23 protein-coding genes are annotated in these 26,822 nt (G+C 60.4%); 13 read left to right on the top strand and 10 right to left on the bottom strand.

Annotated features, from left to right (window positions below):
• Positions 1-588 precede the first annotated feature (588 nt).
• On the bottom strand, positions 589-2,145 hold the full coding sequence (locus I6E56_RS10310) for a carbohydrate-binding domain-containing protein (protein ID WP_197137891.1): 1,557 nt from the start codon (positions 2,143-2,145) through the stop codon (positions 589-591).
• 247 nt (positions 2,146-2,392) lie between these two features.
• A complete protein-coding gene (locus tag I6E56_RS10305) occupies positions 2,393-3,277 on the bottom strand; it encodes a fumarylacetoacetate hydrolase family protein (protein WP_197137889.1) in 885 nt (294 codons plus the stop codon).
• A gap of 155 nt (positions 3,278-3,432) precedes the next feature.
• On the opposite strand from I6E56_RS10305, the gene I6E56_RS10300 reads away from it, so the two are divergent.
• From I6E56_RS10300 to I6E56_RS10290, 3 genes are read left to right on the top strand one after another with little or no spacing between them, the layout of a single operon-like run.
• Complete coding sequence (locus I6E56_RS10300) at positions 3,433-4,659, top strand: DUF3500 domain-containing protein (RefSeq protein ID WP_197137887.1); 1,227 nt, start codon at positions 3,433-3,435, stop codon at positions 4,657-4,659.
• Positions 4,652-5,038, top strand: coding sequence for a nuclear transport factor 2 family protein (locus tag I6E56_RS10295; RefSeq protein WP_197137885.1), 387 nt, complete (start codon positions 4,652-4,654; stop codon positions 5,036-5,038). Before I6E56_RS10300 ends, I6E56_RS10295 begins: the two co-directional genes overlap by 8 nt.
• On the top strand, positions 5,038-5,796 hold the full coding sequence (locus I6E56_RS10290; protein ID WP_197137883.1) for an IclR family transcriptional regulator: 759 nt from the start codon (positions 5,038-5,040) through the stop codon (positions 5,794-5,796). Before I6E56_RS10295 ends, I6E56_RS10290 begins: the two co-directional genes overlap by 1 nt.
• A 25-nt stretch (positions 5,797-5,821) precedes the next feature.
• On the opposite strand, the gene I6E56_RS10285 is transcribed toward I6E56_RS10290, so the two are convergent.
• The 4 genes from I6E56_RS10285 to I6E56_RS10270 form a co-directional block, all read right to left on the bottom strand.
• Positions 5,822-7,345, bottom strand: a complete 1,524-nt coding sequence (locus I6E56_RS10285; RefSeq protein WP_197137880.1) for an ATP-binding cassette domain-containing protein — start codon at positions 7,343-7,345, stop codon at positions 5,822-5,824.
• Complete coding sequence (locus tag I6E56_RS10280) at positions 7,342-8,310, bottom strand: branched-chain amino acid ABC transporter permease (RefSeq protein ID WP_197137868.1); 969 nt, start codon at positions 8,308-8,310, stop codon at positions 7,342-7,344. The genes I6E56_RS10285 and I6E56_RS10280 overlap by 4 nt, the downstream gene beginning before the upstream one ends.
• Positions 8,307-9,191, bottom strand: a complete 885-nt coding sequence (locus tag I6E56_RS10275; protein WP_197137866.1) for a branched-chain amino acid ABC transporter permease — start codon at positions 9,189-9,191, stop codon at positions 8,307-8,309. The genes I6E56_RS10280 and I6E56_RS10275 overlap by 4 nt, the downstream gene beginning before the upstream one ends.
• A gap of 72 nt (positions 9,192-9,263) precedes the next feature.
• Complete coding sequence (locus tag I6E56_RS10270; protein WP_197137864.1) at positions 9,264-10,493, bottom strand: amino acid ABC transporter substrate-binding protein; 1,230 nt, start codon at positions 10,491-10,493, stop codon at positions 9,264-9,266.
• Positions 10,494-10,631: 138 nt separating this feature from the next.
• Between I6E56_RS10270 and I6E56_RS10265 the strand changes: the two genes are divergently transcribed.
• From I6E56_RS10265 to I6E56_RS10255, 3 genes are read left to right on the top strand one after another with little or no spacing between them, the layout of a single operon-like run.
• A complete protein-coding gene (locus I6E56_RS10265; RefSeq protein WP_197137862.1) occupies positions 10,632-12,218 on the top strand; it encodes a bifunctional 3-(3-hydroxy-phenyl)propionate/3-hydroxycinnamic acid hydroxylase in 1,587 nt (528 codons plus the stop codon).
• The gene (locus I6E56_RS10260; RefSeq protein ID WP_197137860.1) at positions 12,215-13,387 is read left to right on the top strand and encodes a CaiB/BaiF CoA-transferase family protein; all 1,173 of its coding nucleotides are present in this window, start codon (positions 12,215-12,217) and stop codon (positions 13,385-13,387) included. Before I6E56_RS10265 ends, I6E56_RS10260 begins: the two co-directional genes overlap by 4 nt.
• The gene (locus tag I6E56_RS10255; RefSeq protein ID WP_197137858.1) at positions 13,384-14,901 is read left to right on the top strand and encodes a carboxyl transferase domain-containing protein; all 1,518 of its coding nucleotides are present in this window, start codon (positions 13,384-13,386) and stop codon (positions 14,899-14,901) included. The genes I6E56_RS10260 and I6E56_RS10255 overlap by 4 nt, the downstream gene beginning before the upstream one ends.
• Positions 14,902-14,959: 58 nt before the next feature.
• Here the strand turns inward: I6E56_RS10255 and I6E56_RS10250 are convergent, their stop codons facing one another.
• Genes I6E56_RS10250 through I6E56_RS10240 form a run of 3 tightly spaced genes read right to left on the bottom strand, consistent with a single transcriptional unit; the run spans position 14,960 to position 17,796 of the window.
• Positions 14,960-15,745: a DUF427 domain-containing protein gene (locus I6E56_RS10250; RefSeq protein WP_197137856.1), complete on the bottom strand. Its 786-nt coding sequence runs from the start codon at positions 15,743-15,745 to the stop codon at positions 14,960-14,962.
• A 43-nt stretch (positions 15,746-15,788) separates the two neighbouring features.
• Positions 15,789-16,616 carry a DeoR/GlpR family DNA-binding transcription regulator gene (locus tag I6E56_RS10245; protein WP_197137854.1) on the bottom strand — a complete coding sequence of 276 codons (828 nt, stop codon included), beginning with the start codon at positions 16,614-16,616 and terminating at the stop codon, positions 15,789-15,791.
• Positions 16,617-16,662: 46 nt separating this feature from the next.
• The gene (locus tag I6E56_RS10240) at positions 16,663-17,796 is read right to left on the bottom strand and encodes a Gfo/Idh/MocA family protein (RefSeq protein WP_197137852.1); all 1,134 of its coding nucleotides are present in this window, start codon (positions 17,794-17,796) and stop codon (positions 16,663-16,665) included.
• 271 nt (positions 17,797-18,067) lie between these two features.
• On the opposite strand from I6E56_RS10240, the gene I6E56_RS10235 reads away from it, so the two are divergent.
• The 4 genes from I6E56_RS10235 to I6E56_RS10220 all read left to right on the top strand — a co-directional run bounded on the left by I6E56_RS10235 (position 18,068) and on the right by I6E56_RS10220 (position 22,527).
• The gene (locus I6E56_RS10235; protein ID WP_197137850.1) at positions 18,068-19,366 is read left to right on the top strand and encodes an ABC transporter substrate-binding protein; all 1,299 of its coding nucleotides are present in this window, start codon (positions 18,068-18,070) and stop codon (positions 19,364-19,366) included.
• A gap of 143 nt (positions 19,367-19,509) precedes the next feature.
• Positions 19,510-20,340 (top strand): sugar ABC transporter permease, encoded by an 831-nt coding sequence (locus I6E56_RS10230; protein WP_307842822.1) that lies wholly within the window; start codon positions 19,510-19,512, stop codon positions 20,338-20,340.
• Position 20,341: 1 nt separating this feature from the next.
• A complete protein-coding gene (locus I6E56_RS10225) occupies positions 20,342-21,157 on the top strand; it encodes a carbohydrate ABC transporter permease (RefSeq protein WP_197137841.1) in 816 nt (271 codons plus the stop codon).
• A gap of 125 nt (positions 21,158-21,282) precedes the next feature.
• Positions 21,283-22,527, top strand: a complete 1,245-nt coding sequence (locus I6E56_RS10220; protein WP_197137839.1) for an AGE family epimerase/isomerase — start codon at positions 21,283-21,285, stop codon at positions 22,525-22,527.
• A gap of 63 nt (positions 22,528-22,590) precedes the next feature.
• Here the strand turns inward: I6E56_RS10220 and I6E56_RS10215 are convergent, their stop codons facing one another.
• Positions 22,591-23,385: a DeoR/GlpR family DNA-binding transcription regulator gene (locus tag I6E56_RS10215; protein ID WP_197137837.1), complete on the bottom strand. Its 795-nt coding sequence runs from the start codon at positions 23,383-23,385 to the stop codon at positions 22,591-22,593.
• Between the two features lie 125 nt (positions 23,386-23,510).
• On the opposite strand from I6E56_RS10215, the gene I6E56_RS10210 reads away from it, so the two are divergent.
• The 3 genes from I6E56_RS10210 to I6E56_RS10200 are packed head-to-tail and all read left to right on the top strand — an operon-like array spanning position 23,511 to position 26,819.
• On the top strand, positions 23,511-24,419 hold the full coding sequence (locus tag I6E56_RS10210; protein ID WP_197137835.1) for a carbohydrate kinase family protein: 909 nt from the start codon (positions 23,511-23,513) through the stop codon (positions 24,417-24,419).
• Positions 24,416-25,339, top strand: coding sequence for an aldolase (locus I6E56_RS10205; protein WP_197137833.1), 924 nt, complete (start codon positions 24,416-24,418; stop codon positions 25,337-25,339). Before I6E56_RS10210 ends, I6E56_RS10205 begins: the two co-directional genes overlap by 4 nt.
• A gap of 40 nt (positions 25,340-25,379) precedes the next feature.
• Positions 25,380-26,819, top strand: a complete 1,440-nt coding sequence (locus I6E56_RS10200) for an NAD-dependent succinate-semialdehyde dehydrogenase (protein WP_197137831.1) — start codon at positions 25,380-25,382, stop codon at positions 26,817-26,819.
• Positions 26,820-26,822: the final 3 nt, after the last annotated feature.

Below are 26,822 nucleotides of genomic sequence, written 5' to 3'. Positions count from 1 at the left end.
GCACACCACAACTGACCAACACGCGAATAAAGCGGGTTCTCATCCTAAGATCTGACACCGCAACCCACAAGAGGTAAACCGATGTTTGACTCGACCACAACTCTAAAGTTGTGGAGGATGGCGGCCCCCACTTGAGGCCGGAAACCTAGCAGCAGAACTGCCCGGGACTTCCGCACCTTTGGGGTGACAAGAGGAAACATTACGTGCATTTTGCCCCCCTCGCCAACACCACGTGCATCCCGGGCGTGTCGCAAAAATGAGGCCCCCAAAACACTGTGCTCGGCCTTCGCCGACACACCACCTTGCGAGGGTGGTGTGACTGGACTGAGGACTGCGCGTCACCTCATGGGAAAGAGGGTCGATCGCTCAGTCGAGTGATCACCCCTCCCCTTGAGGTCTATCTAGGCCTAACCTTTCAGACCGGTCTGCGCCAGTCCCTCAACGAACTGCTTTTGCGCCAAGACAAAGACAACGAGCACTGGTAGCGCCGTCATTGTTGCGGCAGCGAGCTGCACAGTAAAATCAACGAAAAACGGGGTGGAGCTCAGAATCCTGAGCTCCACCCCGTTTGGCGTTAGTGGTTAGTCGTTACGGTCGCGGTGCTCCTCCGCCGCCACCGCCCTGGGTGCTTGCTGTCGCTACTCCAGCGGTTGCGGTTCCCGCCGATTGACCGCCAACGGTGACCGTGTACGTGGAGCCTTCAGTGACATCCGCTGAGGAGAGAACGACCGACTGGAAAGTCTTCACCGAAGTGAATTCGGCGATTACCGCGCCGCTCTCGTCGAGCACCTGCACACTCTCGCCCGCACCAGCGGACTGATCGAGAGCGACACTCACCCATCCCTGCTCAGACTCTGCGTCAGGCGAGGTTGCCATTCCGGTCATTCCGACGGCGAGCACTGTGCCCCCGTCGACAACAACTGAGCCGTTAGCGTCGAGCGCACCCTCGCGGTCCTCCGGCGAACCAAACACCGTGCTGGTTCCGCCCGTGATCAAGATAGAACCGTTGGAGTCCATTCCGTCGCCCTCTGAGTTGACGGTGAGCTCACCGCCAGTGACCGCAATTAGTGCGCCGTCGTCAGCCTCTTCGACTCCACCGATGTCAGTGGTGGTGCTGGTGCCGCTCGTCGCGTTGATACCGTCATCGCTGGCGGCAACATCGATCGAGCCGTCCTCGACAGTGATGTAGTAGGCCTCAACGCCTTCATAAGAATTGCTGACCGTCGTCGCTCCGCCGGAGACCACGATGTGGACTTCCGCCTTGAGACCGTCATCAACCGCGCTCAGCGTGGTCTCGCCACCGGTGATCACGATGTCGGTCTGCGCCTGCACGCCGTCGTCACCCGCCACGAGGTCAATCGTGCCGCCAGCAATGAGAACGTAGCCGCTAGTCTCGTCTTCGTCTTCATCCGCCTTGAGAGCATCGCCGCCGGCTTCGACCGAGACGGTGCCGCCCTCAATCGTGAGAGAGTCCTTGCCGCGCAGTCCATCGTCGGCCGCGGTGACCGTGATATCGCCGGAGAGGATCATGAGGTCATCGTGGCTCGTGATGCCGTCGTTCTGGGTGCTGGTGACGGTGAGTGATCCGTCGCCCGAGATAGTGAGATCCGCATCGCTAAAGAGCGCTGCGTTTTCTTCTTCATCAGCTCCCGTAGAGGAGACGCTGTTGCTGCCGCTCAGCGACACCACAACATCCTCGGCGCTCAGCACAGCGATCGCCGCACTCGACGAGTTCGAAATGTCGGCGCCATCAAGAACGAGCGCAACGACATCCTCATCGGCGGTGTCAACAACAACCTGGCCATCGAGATCGCCGGAGAGCACGTAGGTGCCGGCGGCGGTGATCGTGACAGTGCTGCCTGAGATCGACACCCCGTCACCGTCAGCGGATGCGGATGAACCGTTGAGCGTGATGGCGACCGCGCCATCCATGCTCCACTCGTCATCATTCACGGTGGTGGAATTTGCGTTAGCCGCAAGCACCTCGGTGGCGACAACACCCGTGGTTTGTTCGACCGCCGCCGAGGTCGTGGTCTCACTAACAGCAGCGGGAGTCTCGACAGTGGTCGAGCATCCAGCCAGAAGAAGCCCCCCAATGACAATCGTGCTCGCTAGCGCGGTGAGGGTGTACTTTCTGCTCTTCATGGTGAAACTCCTTGGGGATGTCGGCGCATCGCTCGCGCCCCTATCTGTGGTGATGTAGACATCCCACCGGAGTTCTCTATGACTTTCCTATGAACGGAGTATGAGCGAACCGAGCATTCCGGAATGCGTCGCCTGCGCCGAGAAATGGGGTCACCTCTGGCCCCACCTCACGCGACTAGTTCGTTCAAGGGCCCGCGCGCTTAAGGGCCCGCACGTTCAGGGGCCCGCACGTTCAAGGACTGCCGTGTTACACGCTGAGGGGCTGAGCCGATTGCGTGCGAAAGTCGTTAGCCACAACCGGATTGGTCACGGTGCCGAGGCGTTCGATCTCCACCTCAACGACATCTCCCGGGTGCAACAACCACTGCGGCGTGCGGGAGTATCCGACGCCCGCCGGTGTGCCCGTGCAAATGATGTCGCCCGGGTTCAACGTGAAGCTATGCGAGACCAGCGAAAGCACTTCGCCGAGCTCGTAGACCATGTGTTTGGTGTTGCCCTCTTGAACGGTCGTGCCATTGACTCGTGTTTCGACGGTGAGCCCGTCGCGCAAATCTCCGACCTCATCGCTCGTGACCAATGGACCAAGGGGCCCGCTGTTGTCGCCGTTCTTGCCGAGGATCCACTGCGAAGTCAATTTTTGGGCACGTCGAGACGTGACGTCGTTGAAGGCGGAATAGCCCATCACCGCTGCTCGAGCGGTATCGGCATCCGCATCCGTCAGTGGCACCCCGATGAACGCGGCGATCTCGCCCTCCCAATCGATTCCATCTTCATTCGACGGCACGGGAATCGGAGCACCGCTCACCGTCAACGACGACGTCCAGCGAGCAAAGATCGTCGGGTAATCAGGAAGGCCAGCGTCACTGTAACTGCCCTCAAGCACGTGATCGAGATAGTTCAGGCCGATGCAGAGCACTCGAGCTCCCGGCAAGACCGGGGGAACAACCTGCAGCTGATCAAGAGGAACAACCGTTCCGCCTTCGGACGAGTAACTGGCAAGTGCCGCCGCAGGCGAACCCCAGAAAGTCTCAAGGCTCGTGAGGATTCGTGCAGACTCCACACCATCCTTTGTGGTCAACGCTGCAACAAATGTGTCGCTGCCTGGGGAGAGTCTCGCTCCGATAAGCCTCATGCGGTGTCATCCTCTGCAATTGATGCAGAGCCAACCCACAGCAGCTCTGCTGGCATTGATCCTGAACTCCCCACGCTCACCGGTCAACTGCGTGTCTCATTTCACGGGACACCTCCTATATCAGCCCGGGCGCGGTGTGTTTCAATAACGACGTGATGAGCGAAGACGCTGGTTTCCGGCGATACCTGTACCCGTCCAACGATGAACGTATCGCTGGTCTCAAAGGGCTCGATGCCTACTCCTACCGGGAAGCCGCGAAGCGTGATGCTTTCACTGGCGGTCTGATTCGCGGCTGGGAGCCGCTATACCTCAACGAGTTCGTGGGAGTCACCTCCGACGGGACAATCATCCCCGACCTCTATCCCCTTGAACCCAACGGCGCCCCGGCCGAAGCCATGATGAACGCCGCCGTGGCCGCCCTCGCGACACTCACACCCTTAGAGCGAGAAACCCTGCAGTACTCGGTGGATGCCGTCGAGTGGCAGTCGTGGGCCAACCCTGAGTTCATGCAGCATGACACCGGCCTTCGTCTAGAATTCCTTGAGCCACGCGCACGCGAAGCACTCCTCGGGCTGCTCGACGCAACGCTCAGTGCCCGCGGAGCAGCCCTCGCGAAAAAACTCATGAACATCAACGGCTATCTCGGGAAACTCACCGGGTTGGACGGAATCATGAACGAGTTCAGCTACAACATGGCCATCTACGGAACGCCATCGCTCACGGAACCGTGGGGGTGGCAAATCTTTGGACACCACCTCGCACTCAACTGCGCGATCGTCAACAATCAACTCGTCATCTCCCCCATCTTCTTTGGCGCTGAGCCCGACAAACTCGAAGTCACCGATGACCCAGCTCTCATGCCTCGCGTCAGCCGCGCCCGCGCGCTTATGGCAGCGCTCACGCCGCAGCAGCGAGACACTGCGGTGCTGTTCGAAGAAATGGTCGACCCCGCGATGCCAGCCGGGCGCATCCATCCGGGCGACGAACGCCATTTGGCTGGAGCGTTTCAGGACAATCGGGTCATCCCCTATGAAGGCCTGCGGGTCACCGAACTTGACTCAGCAGCGCGTGAATCCCTTCGCGCCCTCGTTCACGAATTCGTCGACTACCTGCCAGAAGGGCCGGCACGTGCCCGCCAGCAGGAGATCGAAAGCCACTTCGACGACACCTGGATCTCTTGGATCGGTGGCACCGGGCCCGACGACGTTTTCTACATCCGAGTACAGAGCCCTGTGGTGATTTTCGAACTCGACCACCACTGCGGAGTCTTCCTGAAGAATTCAGAACCGGCGCCGTTCCACATCCACACCATTGTTCGCACTCCCAATGGCAACGACTACGGACGGGCACTGCTTCGTGGCTATGAGAGCTCGCATGAGTGACGACATCCGTTCAGCAGCCGAAGAATTGCTCTATAAGTACGGCGCCATTGCTGACGCCAAAGATATTCCCGCCGCTCTGAAGTTCTTTCAGAATGCCACCGTCAGTTTTCCTCAGCGCACCGTGGCTGGCTCGGAACAATTGACGGAGCTGTACTCCGAGCTCTGGGGAAAGCCCAACAGCCACCGCCACATCATCACCAACGTTCGCGTTACCAAGGTTGTACTGGGATACTCAGCAACAGCGCTATACACGCGGTGGGAATTCACGCCCGCCCCGCTCTTGACGACGATGGGAGAGTACGAAATGGCATTTTCTCGCCACGAAAGCCACTGGGCGGTCGATTCCCTCGTTGTCACCCGAAGCTGGCCGGTCGGCTGATGTCTATTTTTGGGCGGGCCACCACACTTCTGAATATCGTCGCCGAGGGCCGCGGACAGCTGTCTCTCACCGATCTCTCGCAGCGCAGCGGGCTGCCCCGCTCCAGCGTGCATCGCATCATTCAAGAACTCGAACGCGAGTGCTTCGTCATTCGTACCTCTCCCGCCGGCGGGTACTCACTCGGCCCGGGAGTATTAAAATTCGGGATGAACAGCCACCTGCAGCTCGTCGCTGGCATGCGTCCCGTGCTCACCTCGCTGGCCCGCGCGGTGAACGAGAACGTCGAACTCGCCATCTTTAGCGGTCGTGAAGTGGTCGTCGTGGATCAAGTGTCATCGACTGCCCGAATGCATGCCGTCACCCAAGTGGGCAAGAGCTTCTCGCTGCACGGCAGCTGCATCGGCAAAGTACTGCTCGCACAACTTCCCGACTGGAAAGTACGCGAAGTGCTTCCGGAGATACTCACTGCCCACACCAACAAAACCATCACCGACATCGACCAGTTCATTGCCGAACTCGCTGAAGTGCGCGCGAACAACTTGGCATTCGACCGCGAAGAACGGGACGTCGGGATTTCTGCCGTTGCCACGTGCATCCAGAACTCTGCTGGTGTTTCTCAGGCCGTCGCTATCGTTGCACCGACCGAACGATTCGATGTGCTCAGCAAGCTCTTTGTCGAACGCTTGACGCGCTTGCAAGGCAGCGTCGATACGCGAAGCATTCTTTTCGAAGCTCGCGCTGTCTCGCCCGCCAGCTAACTCGGCGCCCCGGCGCTACCTTCGGTCACCCGAGGTAGCTCGTCAGCAATCGCTTGTCGGCTAGCAGCTCTGCTGGCTTGCCCTCGAGAGTGACCTCCCCCTGGCTGAGCACCATCGCGCGGTCCGCAATAGCCAACGCCCGATCCACGCTCTGCTCGACGACAATCATCGCCACTCCGGAATCCCGAATCGCCCCGAGTGCTTGATAAACGTCATCAACGGCGATCGGTGAAAGCCCCAGCGAGATCTCGTCAAAGACCACGAGCGACGGTGCCGACATCAGGGCTCGGCCAATAGCAAGCATCTGCTGCTGACCGCCAGAAAGCGCAGTGCCGGAGTTCTTTCGACGCTGCTTCAAGATGGGAAAAATCGAATAAACAGCTTCGAGCCGCTCGGCCTTGATCTTCTTCGATGCGCCAAGACCGCCCGCAATCAGGTTCTCTTCGATCGAAAGCGTTCCGAAGATCTTGCGACCCTCCATGCACTGTGCGATTCCTAGCGCCGTCACCTCATCGGGCCGAAGCCCTGAAATGGATTGACCGGCGAAGGAGACCTCTCCTGAAGTAAGCGGAACAGCGCCGGCCAGCGAACGAGCCAACGTCGTTTTACCCGCACCGTTTGCGCCAAGAAGCGCCACACACTCACCGGGCATTACGTGAAGAGAAACGCCCTTCAACGCGTTCAGCCCGCCGTAGCGCACCCAGATATCGTCAACGGAAAGCAGTGCGGATTCTGATCGCGATTCGGCGACGCTCACGAGTGACTTCAGAGACTCCCGAATCGTGGCCTGCTTGCCCTCATCCACTGGTGCGTGCTCAGCGCTGCCCGCGGCTGAGCCCAAATAGAGCGATGCCACGACGGGGTCCGCCAGAACCTTTGCCGTCTCGTCAACCGTCACCAGCTTGCCGAAGTCGAGAACAGCAGTGCGGTCGCAGCAACTAGAGATGACATCCATCACGTGTTCAATGAGCACCATCGACTCAACCTCGGTGCGCAAACTCTGAATGATCGAGATGAGTTCCTCAGTCTCGCTGCGCACCAGACCGGCACCGATCTCATCGAGCAGTAACAACCGAGGCTTCAAAGCCAACGCACGCGCTAGTTCGAGGCGTTTACGCCGCAAGAGAGGCAACTTGCCTGCCGCCTCATGAGCAAAAGGACCAAGCCCAAGGCGATCAAGAATGTCAGCCACAAACGGCTCGAGATCCCGCTGCGAAATGTGATGACCGGAGTTGGTAGCCGCCAAGCGCACGTTGTCGCCGACCGTCATCCGTGTAAAAGGTCGCGGAATTTGGTACGTGCGACCGATACCGGAGCGCGCCCGATCAGCCGAACTGAGCCGACTAACGTCGCGACCGTCATAGGTAACAGAACCCGCATTGGGCGTCAGCGCCCCACCGATCACGCCAATCAACGTGCTCTTTCCCGCGCCGTTTGGCCCGATAACCCCCAAGACTTCGCCTGGCGCCACCGAAATGCTGAGGTCGTCAAGAGCACGCACCCCGCCATACGACTTGGTAATGGATTCGAGCTGCAATACCGCGGTCACGAGAAGTTCCTATCTTTTTGCAGCGCCAGAGTGAGAGTGCCCCAGATTCCATTCGGCATAAACCGAATGACCAAGAGCAACACAACGCCAACCACAGCCAAGTGAATTTCAGGAAATTGGATGAGGTATTCGCCAAGTAAGACGATGAAGATAGCGCCAATCCACGGCCCCACCTTCGTTCCCATGCCGCCGATGATGGCGACAGAGACGATCTCGATGGTCCACCCCATGCCGAAGCCACTGTTCGGTTGCACGATCCCCTGGTTGAGCGCCTGAATCGACCCGACCACCGCGATAAGCGCGCCCGAGAGGCCGAAGGCCCACAACTTGGTGCGGTACGTGCGCACGCCTAGCTGGCTGGCGACATCCTCATCGTCTCGCACAGCCTGCATGCGGTACGACCAGCGGCTGCGCAAGAGAAAGAGGACGCACACCGCGATGACTACGGCGACGATGAGACCGATCCAATAGAGGTCGTATGCCGTGAACGCTTTAGCGGTGAGGTAGATGCCGGCTTGGCCACCGAACCACGGACTGTTGACGACGAAGATTCTCAACGCTTCGGCGAGCGCAAGCGTGCCGACCGTAAAGTACAGGCCACGAAGCCGGAAGAGCGCGGGGCTGACGATGATCGCGAAGATGCTGGCGAGCACGGCGGCCAGCACCACGCACAGCACGATCGGAAGTCCAGCGTTGCTGGCCATCGCCATCGTGTAAACGCCGATGCCGAAGAAGCCAGCGGAGCCGAGGGAGACAAGGCCGGTGTAGCCAGCGGCAATGTTCCAGGCTGCCGCTAGTGCGCCAAGCTGGAGGATGCGAAAGCCAACCTCCTGCTGGTAAGTGCCAGCCACGTAGGGAATAAAGAATGCGATCGCAGCCAACGCCACAACAACGATGAAGTCTCGTCGACCGACGCGTGCCGGGGTCGCGATGCGACTCATGACGACTGATAGTCCCTTTTTCACGAGGAGCGCCTCCACTTGAGAATTCCGTTGGGCGCGAGAGCCAAAAGGATGATGAGCATGATGAGCCCGACAAAGGTGCGGTAGCCGTCACCGAGGAAGTACGCCCCCATCGATTGCAAGACCCCGAGAGCAATGCCGCCGACAAAGGTGCCCATGATGTTGCCGAGCCCACCGAGCACGATGATCGTGAAGGCGGTGAGGAGATATTCGGAACCGGAGGACGGCGTGAACGAAAAGCACAGAGCGATCAGGACACCACCGAGGGCCGAGAGGCCACCGTTCAAGGCGAATGTTCCCCACCGAACGCGGCTCACATGGATGCCGACGATGGCGGCAGAAATGGGATCTTCAGAACTGGCCCGCAAAGAGCGCCCGAACGACGTGCGGGTGACGAGCGCCGACACGGCGACACAGACCGCGAGGGAGATGACGAAACCGATGAGATAGATCGTCGGCAGGTTGATCGGCCCGATTGCGATTGTTTCGCGGCTGAACGCCGTATCGAGCGAGCGGCTATCGCCCGAGAACAGCCGGATGAACACATTCTCGAGAATGATCGCGAGAGCAAAGGTAGTGAGGAGCCCGGCCTCTTCACCGTGGCGAGCGACAGGCGCAAGGATGAAATGCTGAATTGGGGCGGTCAGCGCGAAGCCGAGCACAAACACGATCGGTAGTGCGAGCAGAGGACTGATCCCCCAGAACGCGGAGAGATAGTAGGCGAGGAAGGCACCGAGCACGACGATCTGGCCGTGAACGAGGTTGACCAGCTTCATCACACCCAGCACCAGGGAAAGTCCCACGGCACTGAGGGCGATGAGCCCGCCAAGCAGGGCCCCGCCGAAGACTGTATTTGCCAGTCCAACCGGGTCGATCGAGTTCATCCAAGAGTCCACATCGTCGTAGGGGTGAGGGTGGGGCCGACAGCACGCTGTCGGCCCCCGCGAACATCAGTGTTAGGGAACAGGGAAGAGGAGCTCGCCCGTAGTCTGATCCTCAGGCCACACAATGACCGGAACACCGTCTTGCCACTGCGACGAGACCACAGGGATCTTCGCTGCATGCTGGTCGTCAAACTTCACCGGACCAACGGCATAGATTGCGTCGGTCTGCCCGATGGCCTCGTTGATGGCGTCCTTGTCGAGCGTTCCCGCTGCGGCAATGGCATCCATGAGCACCATTGCTGCCGAGTAGCTATCGGCGATGTGCTGGCTCGACGTGAGGCCGGTCTCTGACTCGAAAGCTTCCTTCAAGTCTTCTGCTCCCGGGTAATCGAACGAGGAATCCCAGTAGGCCCCCACGATCACGCCGTCGGCGAGGTCGCCAAGCGCTTCGGCGTATTGCACCGGCTCGGCGCCCTTCTCCGACACGATGACCTTAGGAGTCCACCCAATCGCCGCCATCTGCTTGCGGATGGAGATCGCGGCAGGCGTCGTCGACGAAATCAGTACGATGTCTGCGCCCGATTCCTTAGCCTTCTGAATTGCAGCAGAGAAGTCAGTGTTGTCATCGGGGAACTCAATGTTTCCCGCAACCGTGTACCCCTGCTCCTCAGCAACAACGGGCCAAATGTCATTTCCGATGGCCTGACCATCGGGGCCATTGTCGTGAAGGATGAAGACTTGCTTGTTGGTTTCGGTGCCCGTCGATTCAAGAGCTTCGAACGGGGCAACGGCCTGATCGGCGACCGAGAAGAAGATGTCCCACGCGTACGTCCACTCCTTCACGGAAGTGAAGACCTCAATAGGCGCACACTCACCGATATAAGGAACGCCCTGGGCATCCGCGACAACCGCGCCGGGAACAACAAGGTCAGGAGTACACGACCCCAGAAGAGCATCCACGTTGGTGGACGAAATAAGCGTCTTGATCGCAGAGGTGACCTCGGCTGGGTCAGATTTGTCGTCGACAAGCGTGAGCTCAACCTCACGAGCAACGCCATCGATCATGATGCCGCCGTCGGCATTGACCTCATCAACCGCGTGCTGGTAGCCCCACTGGAGAAAGCTGCCGAACCCGGCGAGCACGCCGCTCAGAGGAACGGTCGCGCCGATGCGAATCGGTTCGGAGGAATCAGACGCTCCGGAATCGCTTCCGATGGGCGAGCATCCAGTGAGAACAAGAGTGGCTGCGGTGAGGAGCGAGAGGCTGCCAGCCAAGCGCTTAAATCGAGAACTGTGGTGCATCGCGAATCTCCTTTGATTGCGGTCCGGGTGGCACGGGATACCCCATAATCAAACCCCCGCGGCGGGGTAACAACTTTCCATCCCGTATTTCGGGACAGAACTTCAGACCCCGTTCGGACAACTTCTAGGCTCGGCGACGTGAGCAATGAAGCTACGCCGCCAAACGCGGCAACCGATACCTATGACGTCATGATCGTGGGGCTAGGCCCTGTGGGCAAGCTCTTGGCGATCCAACTCGGCCGCGCAGGCCACCGTGTTGTGATCGCGGATCGCAAGACCGAGGGCTACCCGCTGCCTCGCGCCGTAACTCACGATTTCGAGTTCGCGCGCATTCTGCAGTCCATCGGGCTCGCTCCCGACACCATCCCGGAGATCACCGAACCGTACGACGATATGTACGTGTGGCGGAATGCTGATCGCGAGAGTCTGGTCGAAGTCGACTGGAGCGGCATCGGCTCATCCGGCTGGTACAACACCTACTTCTTTAGTCAGCCCGCACTCGAAGATCGCATGGAGGCAGTGCTCACGTCGTTGCCGACAGTGACGGTGCTTCGTGGATGGTCGGCCGACGTCATCTCCGACACAGACGTCGTCTCCACTCGCCTCACTCAGCTCAGCTCAGACGCGGAACAGGTCATCACCTCCCGCTATCTGGTCGGAGCCGACGGCGCCAACAGCACCGTGCGGCACTGGGCCAAGATCGACTGGCACGACATGGGATTCTTCTACGACTGGCTTGTCGTTGATGTCATCCCCGACCCCTCGCTGGAATTTCCCCACGTTGCCATTCAGACCTGCGACATTGCGCGCCCGGCCACCATGGTGCCCGGCGGTCCCGGTCGCCGGCGTTGGGAGTTCATGCGACTCCCGCACGAGACGATCGAGTCCCTCAACAAGACCGAACGGGCGTGGGAATTGCTCGAGCCTTTCGGCATCCGTCCCGACAATTCAGAACTCGAACGCCACTCGGTGTATACCTTCCAAGCAGGGTGGGCCACCGAATGGCGACGCGGTCACGTGCTGCTTGCGGGCGACGCAGCACACCTCATGCCGCCCTTTGCGGGGCAAGGACTCGGCGCAGGGTTGCGCGATGTCATGAACCTGTTCTGGAAACTTAGCGCCACACTCAACGGAACAGCCAACGAAGCGGTGCTCGATACCTACGGCACCGAACGGCTCACCCACATTAGGGAATTCATCGATTTCTCGATCGAACTCGGTCGGGTGATTTGCATTACCGATCCCACAGAGGCCGCTGAACGAGATGAGCGGATGATGGCTGAACTCGCCAAAGGCAACACTCCCCCAGCGCCTCCCGCTCCCCAACTGGGCCCAGGCCTGCACCGTGCCGGCGGCGGCCAGCTTTCCCCGCAGGGCGTCATCGCGACGGACGACGGCACCGCGCGCTTCGACGATCTTTACGCGGGAACAATACTGTTGCTCGCCAACGCCGACCTCTACGACTCCCTCGATACCGAAGCCGTCGATGCCGTTAGCGCTCTCGGACTGACGATCGTGGCTCTCGCGGGCGAGCATCCGAATGTCACGACAATCACCGAGGTCGACGGAACCTATGCGCGCTGGCTGACGACGCTCGCTGCCGAAAGCGTGCTCATTCGACCCGACTTCTACACTTTTGGTGCTGCAGATCGGCACGGACTCACGGCGATGATTCTCGCACTGCGCGACCAGCTCAACCACACACAAGTCGAGGTGCGATCATGAGTGCTGGCGGGCCACTGAACGGCACCCTCGTTCTGGACCTCACTCGCGCATTAGCTGGGCCGCACGCGGGCATGATGCTGGGTGACCTCGGTGCTCGCGTCATCAAAGTAGAGACCCCGGGCACCGGCGATGACACTCGCGGCTGGGGACCACCCTTCGTGGGCGAAGAGGGTGCTCAAGAGTCCACCTACTTTCTGTCGGCCAATCGCAACAAAGAGTCAATAACCCTCAACCTCAAAGATCCAGACGATGCTGGCGTTGTGACCGAACTCATTTCGCGCGCTGACGTGCTGTTGGAGAACTTTCGCCCCGGCACTCTAGATCGCTTAGGGTTCTCTCCAGCTCGACTCAACGAGATCAACCCGCGGCTCGTATTGCTCTCGATTAGTGGATTCGGCCACGACGGCCCCGAGGGCGGCCGCGCTGGCTACGACCAGATCGCCCAGGGCGAAGCCGGACTCATGTCGCTCACGGGAAGCAAACCTGACGACCCGCAACGTGTCGGCGTTCCGATTGGCGATTTGCTTGCCGGAATGTACGGCGCGTATGGAGTGCTCGCGGCACTGCTCGAACGCGAACGCACGGGCGCCGGCCAGGTCGTGCGCACATCACTGCTCGCGTCGGTCGTTGGAGTGCACGCCTTCCAAGGCACGCGCTGGACAGTTGCAGGAGAAGTTGGACTGGCCAACGGCAACCATCACCCCTCGATTGCACCCTATGGACTGTTCCGAGCGGGAACAGGAGCCGTGCAGATTGCGGTCGGCTCCGAAGGTCTCTGGGTGCGGCTGTGCGCGATGACCGGGCTCGCTGTCGATGACCCGCGCTGGGCATCCAATGGACTCCGCGTCGATAACCGCGACTCCCTCATCAGCGCGATCGAAGAGGTGTTTGCTGTGTGGGATTCGGATGCGCTGCTCACCGCGCTCGACGAAGCTGGCATCCCCGCTGGCCGCGTTCGCAACCTGCAGGAAGTCTACGAATGGGACCAGACGGCGTCGCAAGGACTCCTTATTGATGTGGATCATTCCACGCTGGGTGCGGTCACGCTTCCCGGCCCACCACTACGTTTCTTCGATGCCGAAGGACACGAACACACTCGCACCGATCACGGCGCTCCGCCAACCCTCGGACAACACAACGACTCTGTGCGTGATTGGATCAACTCATGAGTGAGCAGCAAAGCAAGCGAACACCTGAGCAAGTGCTCGAGCGGCCCAATGCACGCGAACTCATCGCGATGACCCTCGATGACTCAACCTTTCGCAGTTGGAATACCCCGCTGCCCAAACTCGCCATCGAAGAAAGCTACCGAAACGAGCTCGAAGCAGCGCGGGCAAAAACAGGAGAAGACGAATCAGTCATCACGGGCGAAGGTCTACTGAATGGCACCCGCGTTGTCGTTGTAGTGGGTGAGTTCGGCTTTCTCGGCGGCTCCATCGGAGTCAATGCTGCCACCCGCATGATTGACGCCATCGAACGTGCAACCGCAGAAGGCCTCCCCGTGCTCGCCGCACCCATCTCTGGCGGAACCCGCATGCAAGAAGGAACGCGGGCCTTTCTCCAAATGGTGAAGATCACCGAAGCGGTGGTCGCCCACAAAGCAGCGCGACTTCCTTATCTGGTCTACCTGCGGCATCCCACCACCGGCGGCGTTTTTGCCTCGTGGGGATCGCTCGGGCACATCACGGTCGCGCAGACCGGCGCTCTCGTGGGTTTTCTCGGACCCAAGGTCTACAAGGCGCTGCACGGCACTGACTTTCCCGCCGGCGTTCAAACCGCCGAAAACCTCTTCGCCCACGGCATCGTCGACGCCGTGCTCGATGCCAAACACTTGCGCATCATGGCCGGCGACGCCCTCGCGATCATCGCGGCAACAAGCGAGGAGATTCCGCCACCCGCCGAAGATGCCGCTACCGACATCCCGTCGGCCTGGGAATCAATCACCATTTCGCGACGCAGCGGCCGCCCAGGGTTGCGCTCACTCTTGCGCCACGCAGCAACCTCAATCGTGCCGCTGAGCGGCACAGGCCAGGGTGAATCCAACAAATCTGCTGTCGTATCGCTTGCAACCATCGGCGGTCGCGGCACCGTCGTAGTTGGGCTTGACCGTCGCGCCCACGGCGAAGCTGAGCTGGGACCGGATGCTCTCCGCCAAGCTCGTCGCGGAATGGCACTCGCCGCCGAACTCGGCCTTCCCCTCATCACCGTCGTGGACACCCCTGGGGCTGCACTCTCGCGGGAGGCAGAAGAGGGAGGCCTTGGCGGCGAAATCGCCCGCTGTCTCGCCGAAATGCTTGATCTTCCCGTGCCCACCATTGCGGTGATCCTCGGCGAGGGAACCGGCGGAGGCGCGCTCGCGCTCCTCCCTGCCGACCGCGTGATCGCGGCCAGACACGGCTGGCTCGCACCCCTGCCGCCCGAAGGCGCCAGCGTCATCATGTTTGGCGACACCACCCATGCCCCCGCCATGACGGTCGATCAGCGAGTGCGCTCCCAAGACCTTCTTGAGGACGGCATCGTGCACGAAATCGTGGAAGAGCGCCCCGCAGCCGATCAAGAACCAGCAGAGTTCTGTCGTCGGGTAGGCGACGCCATCGTGCGACAGCTCGCTGCCCTCGAACAGCAGGACGACAACCAGCGCCGAACGGCTAGGTCTGCCCAGTACAGTCAGGTGGGTTTCTAGCGCCGCTAGCCCGGAGTCTGGGGCTCGAGCCGCTCGCCGCTAGCTCTCTCGGCGGATGTCAGCTCTTCGCATCCGCCTTCGGAAAGAAGTGGGTCTGCGCCTGCGACAACTCGACACCGTCGATATACGTAGTGACCTTCTCGTTGTAGAACGCAACGAGCCCCGTGATCGGCAACAACTGGCGAGTCGGAAAGGTGTACGACCAGGCGAGATCAGGATGCACGGTGTCGCCAACCTTTACCGACCAGTAGTCGCCCGTCGTTCCTTTATAGGGGCACTCGGTGACAGTGTCGTTCAGAACCAAGTGTTCGAAGTTCACATCGGTGCGGTTGAGGTAGTACCGCGTCGGCAACCCGGTTTCGTAGACCATGACGGGTGATGACGACTCTGCGAGCACCACGCCATCGAGCTCAACGCGCACGGTTCTCGTCGAACGAATGGCATCCGCGCGCACATAGGGACTACGCGGGTGCACATAAATCTGCTCGTCCTCCTCGAACCAGGAATCAAGGGCATCCCACTCGAAACGCACCATTCCGGCGAGACCCGGAAGCGAATCATCGGAGAACAGCTTGGCTGCCGCCGGATGCTCGCTCTCGCCAGCCTTGAGGCCCAAGCGCATGTACGTGCCCCGCAACTCGTGCTTCTCCTTCTCCTCGTCAACAAGGAGATCATCATTCACGTCATCGATGGGGATGTAGTACTGCGGATACGGCGCCCACTCCCAGACATAAATAGCCGCAGTCGTATCAAAGATAAGTTCGCCAGCGAAGTACCCGCGAATGCGCCGCGGAACAGGCTGGATGAAGTTCTTCTCCGTGATCATGGCTGGATAGTCGTTCATCGGGGCCTACTTTCGCTCGCGTGTCACCGGATGGGGGTGGCGGTCAGCGTAACAAACGGGCCGGTGAGGACACAGGGTGCAGCGACCGATCGAGCCGTTCTGACGCGACGATCAGTTCTGTGCCGGCGCTCTCGAGTTGCTTTCGAACATCCGCCGGAGGTTCAGCATCCGTGACGAGGTAGTCAATTTCAGAGAACTGCGCCAGGTGCGCGAGTGCCGATCGCACCATTTTGTCGTGCGTCGCCACCACCACAATTCGATCGGTAGCGGCCATGGCGGCAAGCTTGATGTCTCGCTCGTGCTCGCGTTCGATAAAGCAGCCGCCTTCACCCACGCCACTGATCCCGATGAAAGCGATGGAGGCGCGAAGACCTTGAAGTGCCTGAATCGGCATCGGCCCCACGAAGGCTTGGCTATCTTTCAGCAGCTCCCCACCGAGCCCAATCACTCGAGCGGCAGGCAGTTGACGAGTGCGATAGACAGCGGGCAGCGAGTTCGTGATGACGGTGCCGCGAAAGCTCGACGGTAGCGCGTTGGCGATCTCATAGGTTGTCGTGCCGGCATCCAACAGAATCACGTCGCGGTCGGAGAGGAGACGGATACACGCTGCCGCGATTCGCCTCTTGCCCTCCGCATGCTCGCGCGCACGAGCAGCGAAGAACGCGCTATGCCCGCTGACATGAGTCGGGCTGATGCCACCATGAACCACACGAGCATGACCAGCTTCGGCAATTCTCTTGGCGTCACGACGGATCGTCATGTCCGAGACGCCGAACTCCTCGGCGAGGTCGACGGTCGCGATAAACCCATGCTGCTGCAATTGGTCAACGATGGCTCGCTGCCTCACGCTTAACTCTGCGGGCTGACTCATATCAACACTTCCCTCGCAAGAGCCTGCACGACGCTGGAGCACACAATCATCGTGCTGCGAGCTCCGCATCGAGCTCGACGGGGATACCCTGCACCGCCGACAATTCCGCGGCTAGCCCCATACGAATGGACTGGATGCCGTCACGCAACGTCACCTGAACGGCACCGTTGCCCAGCACTACATCGCGAAAGCCGGTGTGCTCGTAGTAGGTCGAGCCAAAGTGTGCGCCGGCCGCCAAGATCGCAGGATCGACGTCGACCGTGTGTCTCGTCGGGCCTTGCGGGGATCGCGGGCTGAACTCGACAATTGCTTCGCGAACGGTTCCATCGGCGGGCCAATGATTGCTATCGACAGGGATGTAGCATTCGATTTTGGCTTCGGCCCCGACGACAGAAATGTGTTCTTGGTAGAAGGAACCCTCGGCGAACATGCAGAGGTTGAGAAGCGCGCGAGACCCGCCAGCGAAGTCGACGACGACGAGTGCGTTGTCCAAGATGTCCGGCACTCTGCCCTCATAGCTTTCATCGAGGTGATTGACGCTCTGCCCACCGCTCGCGTAGACCCGCACCGGCTCATCGTCGAGAATCAGGCGCATCAGATCGAAGAAGTGGCAACACTTCTCAACGAGGGTTCCACCGGTTCTTTCATTGAATCGGTTCCACGAGTCAACTTTGTCGAGGAACGGGAAACGGTGTTCTGTGATCGACAGCATGTGTGGGGTGCCCAGCTGCCCCTCGTGCGTCGCCCTAATAAGTTCCGCGACGGGTGGCATGTAGCGGTACTCCATCGCCACCCAGATGGGTGCGCCGTAGCTTTCCGCTGCCTTCTCCAGAGCCGCGGCGTCAGCCAGGTTTGTGCAGATCGGCTTTTCGACGAGGATCGGCAGCGTGTGGCCCGACTCCATGATGTCGAGCAGAATGCGCGCGTGGGTGTCGTTGGGGCTGGCGATGACGAGGGCATCGAGCTCGGCGTTGTTGAGCATGTCGAGGTGAGAGCTGAACTTTTGGCACTCGTGACCGACCTCACGCTCAGTGGTGGCCAGCGATGTCTCCGAAGGATCGGCCAAAGCGACGATGCTGCTGCCCGGAATCAACGCCAAGTTTCGTACATGTTCGCGCGCCATAAGGCCTGCGCCAATGATTCCGTACCGCACTGTGGCTGGGTTGCTGGATGTCGACATGGGGATCTCTTACTCCGCTTCGCTTCGCTCAGCACTAGGGTTCGAGGACGCTTCTCTGCGACCCAAACCCTCGTGATGGTTCTTGAACAAATTATGTTGATAACTTAACATCTGGTGTGTAGCATACGACATGTTCGCAACTTTCAGGCAAGAGCACAACGGACCTGAAGTACAAAGAAGTACATCCACATACACGCTCCTAGTGCGTGTCAGGCGGTGCAGTTCGGGCGCGGGCAATTCTTTCCAACGCATACTCAATGAGGAGATACAGATGAGCAACGAACTCTCGCGGCGTCAAGCACTTGGAGTCTTTGGAGCGGTCGGCGCGGGCTTTGCGCTTGCAGCGTGTGCAGGCCCGGGAAGCACTGGCGGCGCCGTTAGCTCGAGCGGTCCATTGGCACCACTCACCGGAACACCGAGCGGCGAAGTCTCGTTCGCTCACTGGCGAGCCGAAGACAAAGAGGTGTTCGACGAGCTCGCCAAGCGCTGGGCTGCTGAAGTCGCGGATGTGTCTCTCACTCAAGACATCACGACCTCCAACGACTACAACGCGCAGGGGCTCCAGAAGATCAAGGGATCTAACGTGGGAGACGCGTTCGCCTCGTTCCGAGGTTCGCAGTTCGCCAGCATGGCAGACGCCGGCCTCTACACAGACCTCAGCGCCACAGCCGCTGCAGCGGCATTCGTGCCTTCACTGTTGACCGCGGGAACCGTCAACAAGCAGACCCTCGGCCTGCCCTACCAAGTTGTCTTCCCCATGCCGGTGAGCAATCTCGATGCCTTCGACAAAGCAAACGCAGACTCCGCCCCGAAGGATTGGGATAGCTTCCTCGGGTCCTGCGAAGCGCTCAAGACCGCTGGGTTTGTTCCGATGGCGTGGCCGGGTGGTGACGTCGGCAACGCTGGCCAGCTATTCAACTGCATGGTCGCCAACCACTCCCCATCAGAAGACGCGTGCGAGCAGCTTGAAATTGGCACGCTGAAGGTCACCGATGACTGGTTCATTGCCATGCTCAAGCAGTACCAAGAGCTTGCGCCGTACATGCAGGACAATGCTGCCGGCACCGCCGTCGAAGCCGTGCAAAACATGTTCGTGCAGCAGCAAGCCGCGATGCTCGTCACCGGTTCGTACCACATCGCCGCAGTCCGCGCCCTTGGCGCGGACTTCCCCGTCGACCTCACGTTCCCCTCCACGAATGCTGCCGGCGAGACTGCCAACTATGAGGGCGTGTACAACGCAACCTTCATCCTCGGTGTCAATGCGGCCAGTGACGTGCAGCCCGCCGCTTACAGCTGGATTGAGTTCCTCTCGCGCCCGGAAAATGCCGCGTACTACGCCGACAACACCGCACAGCACGTGGCGGTTGAAGGAGTGGAGTATTCCGACCCCGACCTCGTGAAGCTGAGCCCGTGGCTGTCGAAGAACACCATGCTCGCCGCACGTTTCCAGTTTGAGAACCTCGACGTTCGCAATGCAGTGGAAGCAACGACGATCGCAGTGGTCGGCGGCACCTCTCCTGAAGAGGCCGCAGAGACCGCGCAGGCAATCGTGGACCAAAACTTGCGATGACGAATACTCTCCGCGAAGACGGGGGCTCCGCAGGGCCCAATCTCCTTGATCCGTCGCGAAAACCGCGACCTCCGAAAAGGAGATTGGGCCGCAGATCCCCCACGAGGGTGCATCCCGCCCTGTGGTTGTTTCCTCTGCCCGCCGTGATTCTCCTCGTATTCTTCATGGCGATGCCGACGCTGGAAGCATTTCACTACGCCATCACCGACTGGAATGGTTACTCTGCGACGTTTAACTACGTCGGGGTCGACAATTTTGTACGCGCGTTCACTGGCGACATTTTGTTCATGAATGCTGTCACGAACAATGTGAAGTACATGCTCGTGGTCGTTATCGTGCAGACCCTTGTCTCGCTGGCGTTGTCGCTCTTATTGGTGCGCAACACGCGAGGTAGCATCCTGCTTCGGGCGCTGTTCTTCTTCCCGACGATCCTCTCGTCGGTATCGGTCGCGTTCATCTGGCGCTTCATCTACGACCCGAACTTCGGGCTCGTGAACTCATTTCTCGAGAACATCGGGCTCGGCCAGTTTCAGGGGGCCTTTCTTGGCGATCCTGCACAAGCCATTTATTGGGTTGCGCTCGTTCAAATCTGGGCACACTCCGGGCAGATGATGGTCGTGTTTGTTGCTGGCCTTCAAGCCATTCCGGCCGAACTGTACGAAGCAGCTGAATTGGATGGCGCCAATAGACGGCAGCGATTCGTCACGATCACGTGGCCATTGTTGGCACCCGCGACGGCCATTGTGGTTGCGTACACGACTATCCAGTCGTTCAAGGCGTTTGACCTGATTTTGGGCATTGCGGGCAATCCGCCCAAGTCGTCGGTAGACATCATTTCGACCCGGATATATACGACTTTCGCAAATACTGATTTCGGCTACGCCGCCGCCCAGTCTGTGATCTTCATGGTGCTGATCGTTCTCATTACCGTCCTTCAACGACGTGTTCTTCGACTGACACAGAAACAGGAATAGCATGCTTGCCAAGCTCGGCCACAGAGGGATTCTGGTGGTGTACGCGATCATCGTTCTCGTACCCCTCACGATCGTCATCTTTGGGTCATTCAAATCGACTTCTGAACTCTTCAACGATCCGTTCACGCTTCCCAGCTCGTTCGCTCCGACGAACTATCAGGAGGTACTCACCGGGGGTGATCTCGGTAACGCGTTCCTCAACAGCACGATCGTGGCGCTGATCTCCGTGCCCGCAACGCTGTTCATCGCGAGCCTCGCTGCCTACGCCCTGTCGCGCATCCCGGGTTTCTTGTCTGCATTGGTCTTTGGCTTTCTCGTGCTCGGCATGGCAATTCCGGCGCAGACGAACATGATTGCGCTGTACGTGCTGTTCGGACAGTTGGGTCTGCTCAACAGCCTGGCGGGGCTTATTCTCGCCAACATTGTGGGCACCATGCCCATTGCCGTTTTCATCCTGACGGGGTTCATGAAAACGATCCCCCAGCAGCTGTTCGAGGCGTCATCCATTGATGGAACAGGGCCATGGCGCACCTACCGCTCTATCGTGATGCCACTCTCGGCACCCTCGCTGGCGGCTGCCGGAATTTTCCTCGCGGTCATCCACTGGAACGAGCTGCTCTATCCGCTGCTGTTTATCCAGTCGCCCAACATGAGAACGCTCCCCCTGGCTCTGCTCAGCTTCCAAGGTGAGTACCAAACGAACTACCCAGCGTTGTTCGCTTCAGTCATGCTCGCGTCCGCGCCGATCGTCATCGCCTATGTGTTCCTGCAGCGCTACTTCGTCGCCGGAATCACGGCGGGCGCAACCAAGGGTTAACCGCACTGACCGACGGCGCACGCTTCGGCATCCGCGCCTATTTTGACTCACTCAACCCACCCTCTGGTGCAATTCGAGCCACTACCTTGGCTGGGAATCACGCAGAGATGAAAGGAACACTGACGATGTCGCAGTGGATAGGAACCCCAGCCCACAATCGTTGGCTCGAGGTCGAACTTGATCGCATTCTTGAGTTCGGACGCCAAGCAAAGAAACCCAATGGGTTCGGCTGGCTTGGGCCCCAGGGCGAGACGATTGACGAAAACGGAACCCACCTGTGGATCACCGCCCGCATGGTTCATGTGTATTCAGTCGCGTCGCTCATGGGACGCCCCGGAGCGCGCACCCTCGCCGCGCACGGTGTGCATCAACTCCTCACCGGCGTTGCCCGCGATACCCGCAACGGCGGCTGGTTTGCAGTCGTGGCGAACTCCGGCGATGACGTGATTGATCGCCGCAAGGAAGCGTATGCCCACGCGTTCGTTGCCCTCGGCGCAGCATCTGCCGCTGCCGCGGGCATCCCGGGTGCTGATGAACTCTTGGCGCTCGCCATCGAGATCATCGAGAAGCGCTTCTGGTCTGATGACGAGGGACGCTGCCGCGATAACTGGGATGAAGGCTTCACCGTGTGTGAGGACTACCGCGGCGGCAACATGAACATGCACAGTGTCGAGGCATTCCTCGTGCTCCACGATGTGACAGGCGACAGCGTCTGGATTGACCGCGCGCTCTCCATCGCATCCTTCGTCATCCATGACATCGCCAAGAACAATAACTACCGGGTCAACGAGCACTTCGACAGCAATTGGGTTCCCCTGCCCGAGTACAACCGCGATGAGCCAGGCGATCGTTTCCGCGCGTTTGGCGGCACTCCTGGGCACTGGGTTGAGTGGTCGCGCCTACTGTTGCAGCTGCGCGCGAGCTTGGAGACCATGGGCCGCCCCACTCCAGAGTGGCTCGTCGAGGATGCTGTCGGCATGTTCGATGCTGCCGTGAACGATGCGTGGTCAACGGATGGCGCACCCGGGTTCCTCTACTCGGTCGACTGGACTGGTGCTCCGGTCATTCGCTCGCGGGTTCGCTGGGTAGTCGTTGAAGCCATCGGAGGCGCCTATGCGCTGTTCCGCGCCACCGGAGAGAAGCGCTACTCCGATATCTACAACGAGTTCTGGGACTATTGCCGCGACTATCTGATCGACTACGAGACTGGTTCGTGGTGGCAAGAACTCGACGAGAACAACGTCGTCACGAGCTTGGTGTGGAGCGGCAAGCAAGACATTTACCACTTGCTTCACTGTTTGGTGGTGCCTCGCCTTCCCCTCACTCCGGGGATGGCGCCGGCGTTAAGCCGTGGCCTCCTCGATGCCTGAGAGCTCCCGCTGCGCAGTCGTGGCAACGGCCACGACTGCCGGTCGGGCGAGTGTCGTGATTGCTCAGGACGAGGCGATAACAATCTCAGTGTGCGATGCCTCGGCCGCACGCCTCACGTCTGCCGGCGGCTCTGCGTCGGTGATGATGACATCCACATCGTCGTACGTAGCGAGCCTGATGGGAGATGACATCGCGAATTTGCTGGCGTCGCACAAGAGGATCACGGTGTCGGCTGAATCCATGAGCGCCCGTTTGGTCGGTCGTTCAGAGTCAGTCTCGACATATAGCCCGCGAGCGTCTGCCGCTGCGGCACCGAGGAAGAACGTTGTTGCCCGCAGTTGCTCGGCACCGGACACTGCGAGTGAGCCGACCATCGCTTGGCTCTCGGGGATCACATCGCCGCCTAGTACTACGACGCTCTGCTGCGGTCGCCCGAGATATAGCTGCACGACCGGGATTGAGTTGGTCACGATCGAGCGTGGCGAAGCGTCGTGGAGTCGCTCAGCCAACACGAATGTGGTTGTTCCTGAGTCGATCGCAACGGTGTCGCCGTCACGCACGTATCGGCGAGCTGTCTCGGCGATTGCACGCTTGGCCGAGCCTTCTGTTCCTGCCCGGTTGACGAAGTCTGGAGTGCGGAGTGTGCCGTGGGTGAGCGCCGCTCCCCCGTGCACGAGCCGAATCATGTCTTGCTTCGCGAGGGCGCGCAAGTCTCGACGCACTGTCATCTCTGATACCTCGAGGTGCGCCGCAAGATCACGCACAGAGACGAATCCGCGTGTCTGAAGCATCGCCACGATTCGTTCATTGCGCGGCGCGGCAGGCTCTGCCACTGCAGTGTCATCGCGTTGCGTCATTGATCTCCCCCTACCTCTCCACAAGTTAACCAGAGAAAGTCCCGGAACTTGGAACATCCTGTGTTCTTAAAACAACAATAGATGGTAATATTCACACATTCTCCATCTCGAGCTGAAAGGTAATGATGCCCCTGCCCGTTCTTTTTGTAGGCGCTGCAACCTACGACGCGATCGCCGTTGTCGACCGCACGCCTGCCTCCGACGAGCGCGTCATCGCCAGCACCATCCGTTACGCCGGCGGGGGCCCCGCCGCTACCGCTGCCGTTGCCGCGAAGCGCCTCGGGCTCGACGTTGAGCTGATCGCCGCCATCGGTCCCGACCAAGTTGGCGACTACATCCGCTCGGGACTCGAAGAAGAAGGCATCTCCGCCGAACTCTTACAAGTAGAAACTGACCGCGCCTCTCAAGCGAGCGTCATCATCTGCAGCGATGCGGATGCGACCCGCAGCATTGCGACCCGCGAAGTCGCACCCCTGCATCTCAGCGCAGAAAACCGCGAGCGCCTCCTGGCCGCCGAGTGGGTCCACGTGGATCACCTCGGCTGGCCAGCCGTCGCTGAAGCTTTGGCGCACGTTCCCCGCGAGCAGCATCCGCGGATCAGCGTCGACGCGGGCAACCCGCTCGTGGGCGCTGCCGCACGCTTGTGCACAGTAGAAGATGTCGACCTCTATGTTCCACCGCTGGAGAAGCTCATCGAGCTTTATGGCAACGGCTCCCACGAGGAGATTCTGCGCGGCACTCCCAGCCTCAGCGTTGTCGCAACGCTCGGCTCAGAGGGCTGCATCGGGCGTGATTCTGCTGACAATTTCTACTCTGCTCCTGGCTTCGCGGTCGACGACTTCGGAAGCACCCTCGGTGCCGGCGACGTCTTCCACGGCGCCTTGACCGCGGCGATTACGCAAGGCACTCCCATGGCTGACGCTCTGATTTACGCGAATGCCGTCGCCGCGCTGTCCTGCCGTGGCGTCGACGGGCGCTCGGCCATCCCTAACCACAACGAAACCATCGCTTTCCTTCGAAAGGCACAGAAATGACGAGCTCCACTTCACCGACCGACCCCACGCAACCGCTGCGACGCGAGTCAGGCGCCTTTGCGATGCTCGCCGTCGACCAACGCGAAGCTCTGCGCCTCATGTTTGCTGGTGACGTGGCCGCCAACTCCGACGGGTCAGTGCCCGCAGAGGTGCTCGCAGCCGTGCCCGACAGCACCCTCACCGACTTCAAGCTCAAAGCCACAAAGATTCTTAGCCCCTACGCATCCGCAGTATTGATGGATCGTCAGTTCGTGTGGGATGCCGCAATGGAGCAGGGCGTCGTCGCGGCTGGCTGCGCGCCCATCATCGCCGCCGACCAGTTCGTGCCCGGCAATGGTGAAGTCGTTACCGCTCAGATCATTGATGAGAGCGTCGACTTTGTCGCCGCGAAGGCTCAAGGCGCTGTCGCTGCCAAGTTGCTCGTGATCTATCGCGAAGATGAATCGGCGCAGGAGCGCGTCGACATGGTCGTCGACTTCATCGGCCGCTGCACAGCCGCGAACCTCATCAGCATCATCGAACCGGTCTGCAAGGCTCCTCGTCACGGAGGCGAATGGGATTGGAACGCCGGCGTGCACGCTGCCGCCCACGAACTGGGCAGCCTGGGAGCGGACCTCTATAAGGCCGAGGTTCCGTTGAAGGGCCTCGGGACCGATGCTGAACTGCTCGACGAGTGCGTCCGGCTCGGAAACGCAATCGCCTCCCCCTGGGTCGTACTCTCGAGCGGCGTTGCGGCAGATGACTTTCCGCGTGCAGTGGAGATTGCCTGTAAGGGCGGCGCATCAGGCTTCCTCGCCGGTCGTGCCGTGTGGCGCGCCTGCGTCGATGCTCCCGACGTCGTGGCTTCGCTCGAGGCCGACGCGGTGCCGCGACTGCAGCGGCTAGTCGAGATCGTGGACCGCGTCGTCGGAAACCGCTAACGCTCGCGCCACCTCGAACCATTACTGAAGGAGACAAGCCATGGCCGTGAATCCAACCACTCTCATCAACGGAAACTGGCAGACTCGCGACGCCAGAAAAGAGATCTTCGATCCCTCCAACGGCGAGCTCGTGGGGAGCGTCGATTACCCGGAGCCTGACGCTGCCGTGGGCGACGCGATCGCCGCCGCCGACGCCGCCCATGCCGCCTTCCCCTCGTGGGCAGCGACACCCGCGCGCGCTCGAGGCGAGATTTTGCTGCGGGCCGCTGGACTCATCCGGGAACGAGCAGACGAACTGGCGTTGCTACTTGCCCGCGAGGCAGGAAAGCGTCTGCCCGAAGCAGCCGGCGAAATCGCTTTCTCGGCCGAATACTTCCAGTGGTTCGGCGAAGAAGCTCGACGACTGAGCGGTGAGTACCCCGCCCACGAGTTGTCCCACCGACGTCACCTTGTTCTTCGCCGACCGGTCGGTGTCGTCGCCTCCCTGTCGCCGTGGAACTTTCCGTGCTCGATCCAGGCACGAAAGCTCGCTCCGGCACTGGCCGCTGGCTGCACTGTGGTGGTGCGCGTCTCTGAGAAAGCTCCGCTGGCCGTGACCGAACTCATTCGTTGCATTACGGATGCCGGAGTGCCCGACGGCGTAGTCAACCTCGTTCACGGCCCTGCTCGTGTCACGACATCCGCCATCTTGGATCACCCGCACGTGCGCGCTGTCAGTTTCACGGGATCGACAGAAGTGGGGCGCAGTGTTATGGCGCAGGCGAGCCAGCGCATTGTTCGCCCACTGCTGGAGCTGGGCGGTGACGCAGCCTTCATCGTGATGGATGACGCCGACATCGACAAAGCTGTTTCTGGCGCCATGTTGGGGCGCTTTCGCAACACTGGCCAATCGTGTGTGGCCGCGAATCGGTTCTTCGTTCATTCCGCGGTCTACGAGGAATTCGTCGCGAAGTTTGTGGCTGCTGTTGATGCGCTCAGCGTCGGAGCAACGACCGGTGATGACGTCGCCGACCTCGGCCCTGTCATCGACAACGACCGCAAGGTTGCCGTTGAGAGTCTCATCGCTGACGCTGTGTCGCGTGGTGGCAAAGTCGTCACAGCGAGCCGAGATCTGCCCGAAGCAGGGTCGTGGGTTGCCCCTACGCTGCTCGTCGACGTGCCAGACGACGCTCTCATGGCGACGAGCGAAATCTTCGGCCCTGCGGCCGCGATCTTCCGTTTCGACTCGGTGGATGATGTCGTCGAACGCGCCAACGCCACCGAGATGGGCCTCGCTGGCTACGTCTACTCGGCGGGGCTCACGACCTGCTTGACGCTGGCAGAACGACTGGATGTCGGAATCATCGGCCTCAATGAAGCACTGCCCTCCGTGGTGTTCGCCCCTATGGGCGGCGTCAAGCAATCGGGCCTCGGTCGCGAGGGATCCCACGCAGGCATCGAAGAGTTCACCGAAACTACGTATGCGTCGATCACTCTGTAACGA

It is taken from the genome of Salinibacterium sp. NK8237, assembly GCF_015864955.1.
In the GTDB taxonomy this organism is placed as follows: Bacteria; Actinomycetota; Actinomycetes; order Actinomycetales; family Microbacteriaceae; genus Rhodoglobus.
This window is presented reverse-complemented; position numbering and strand designations above follow the sequence as displayed.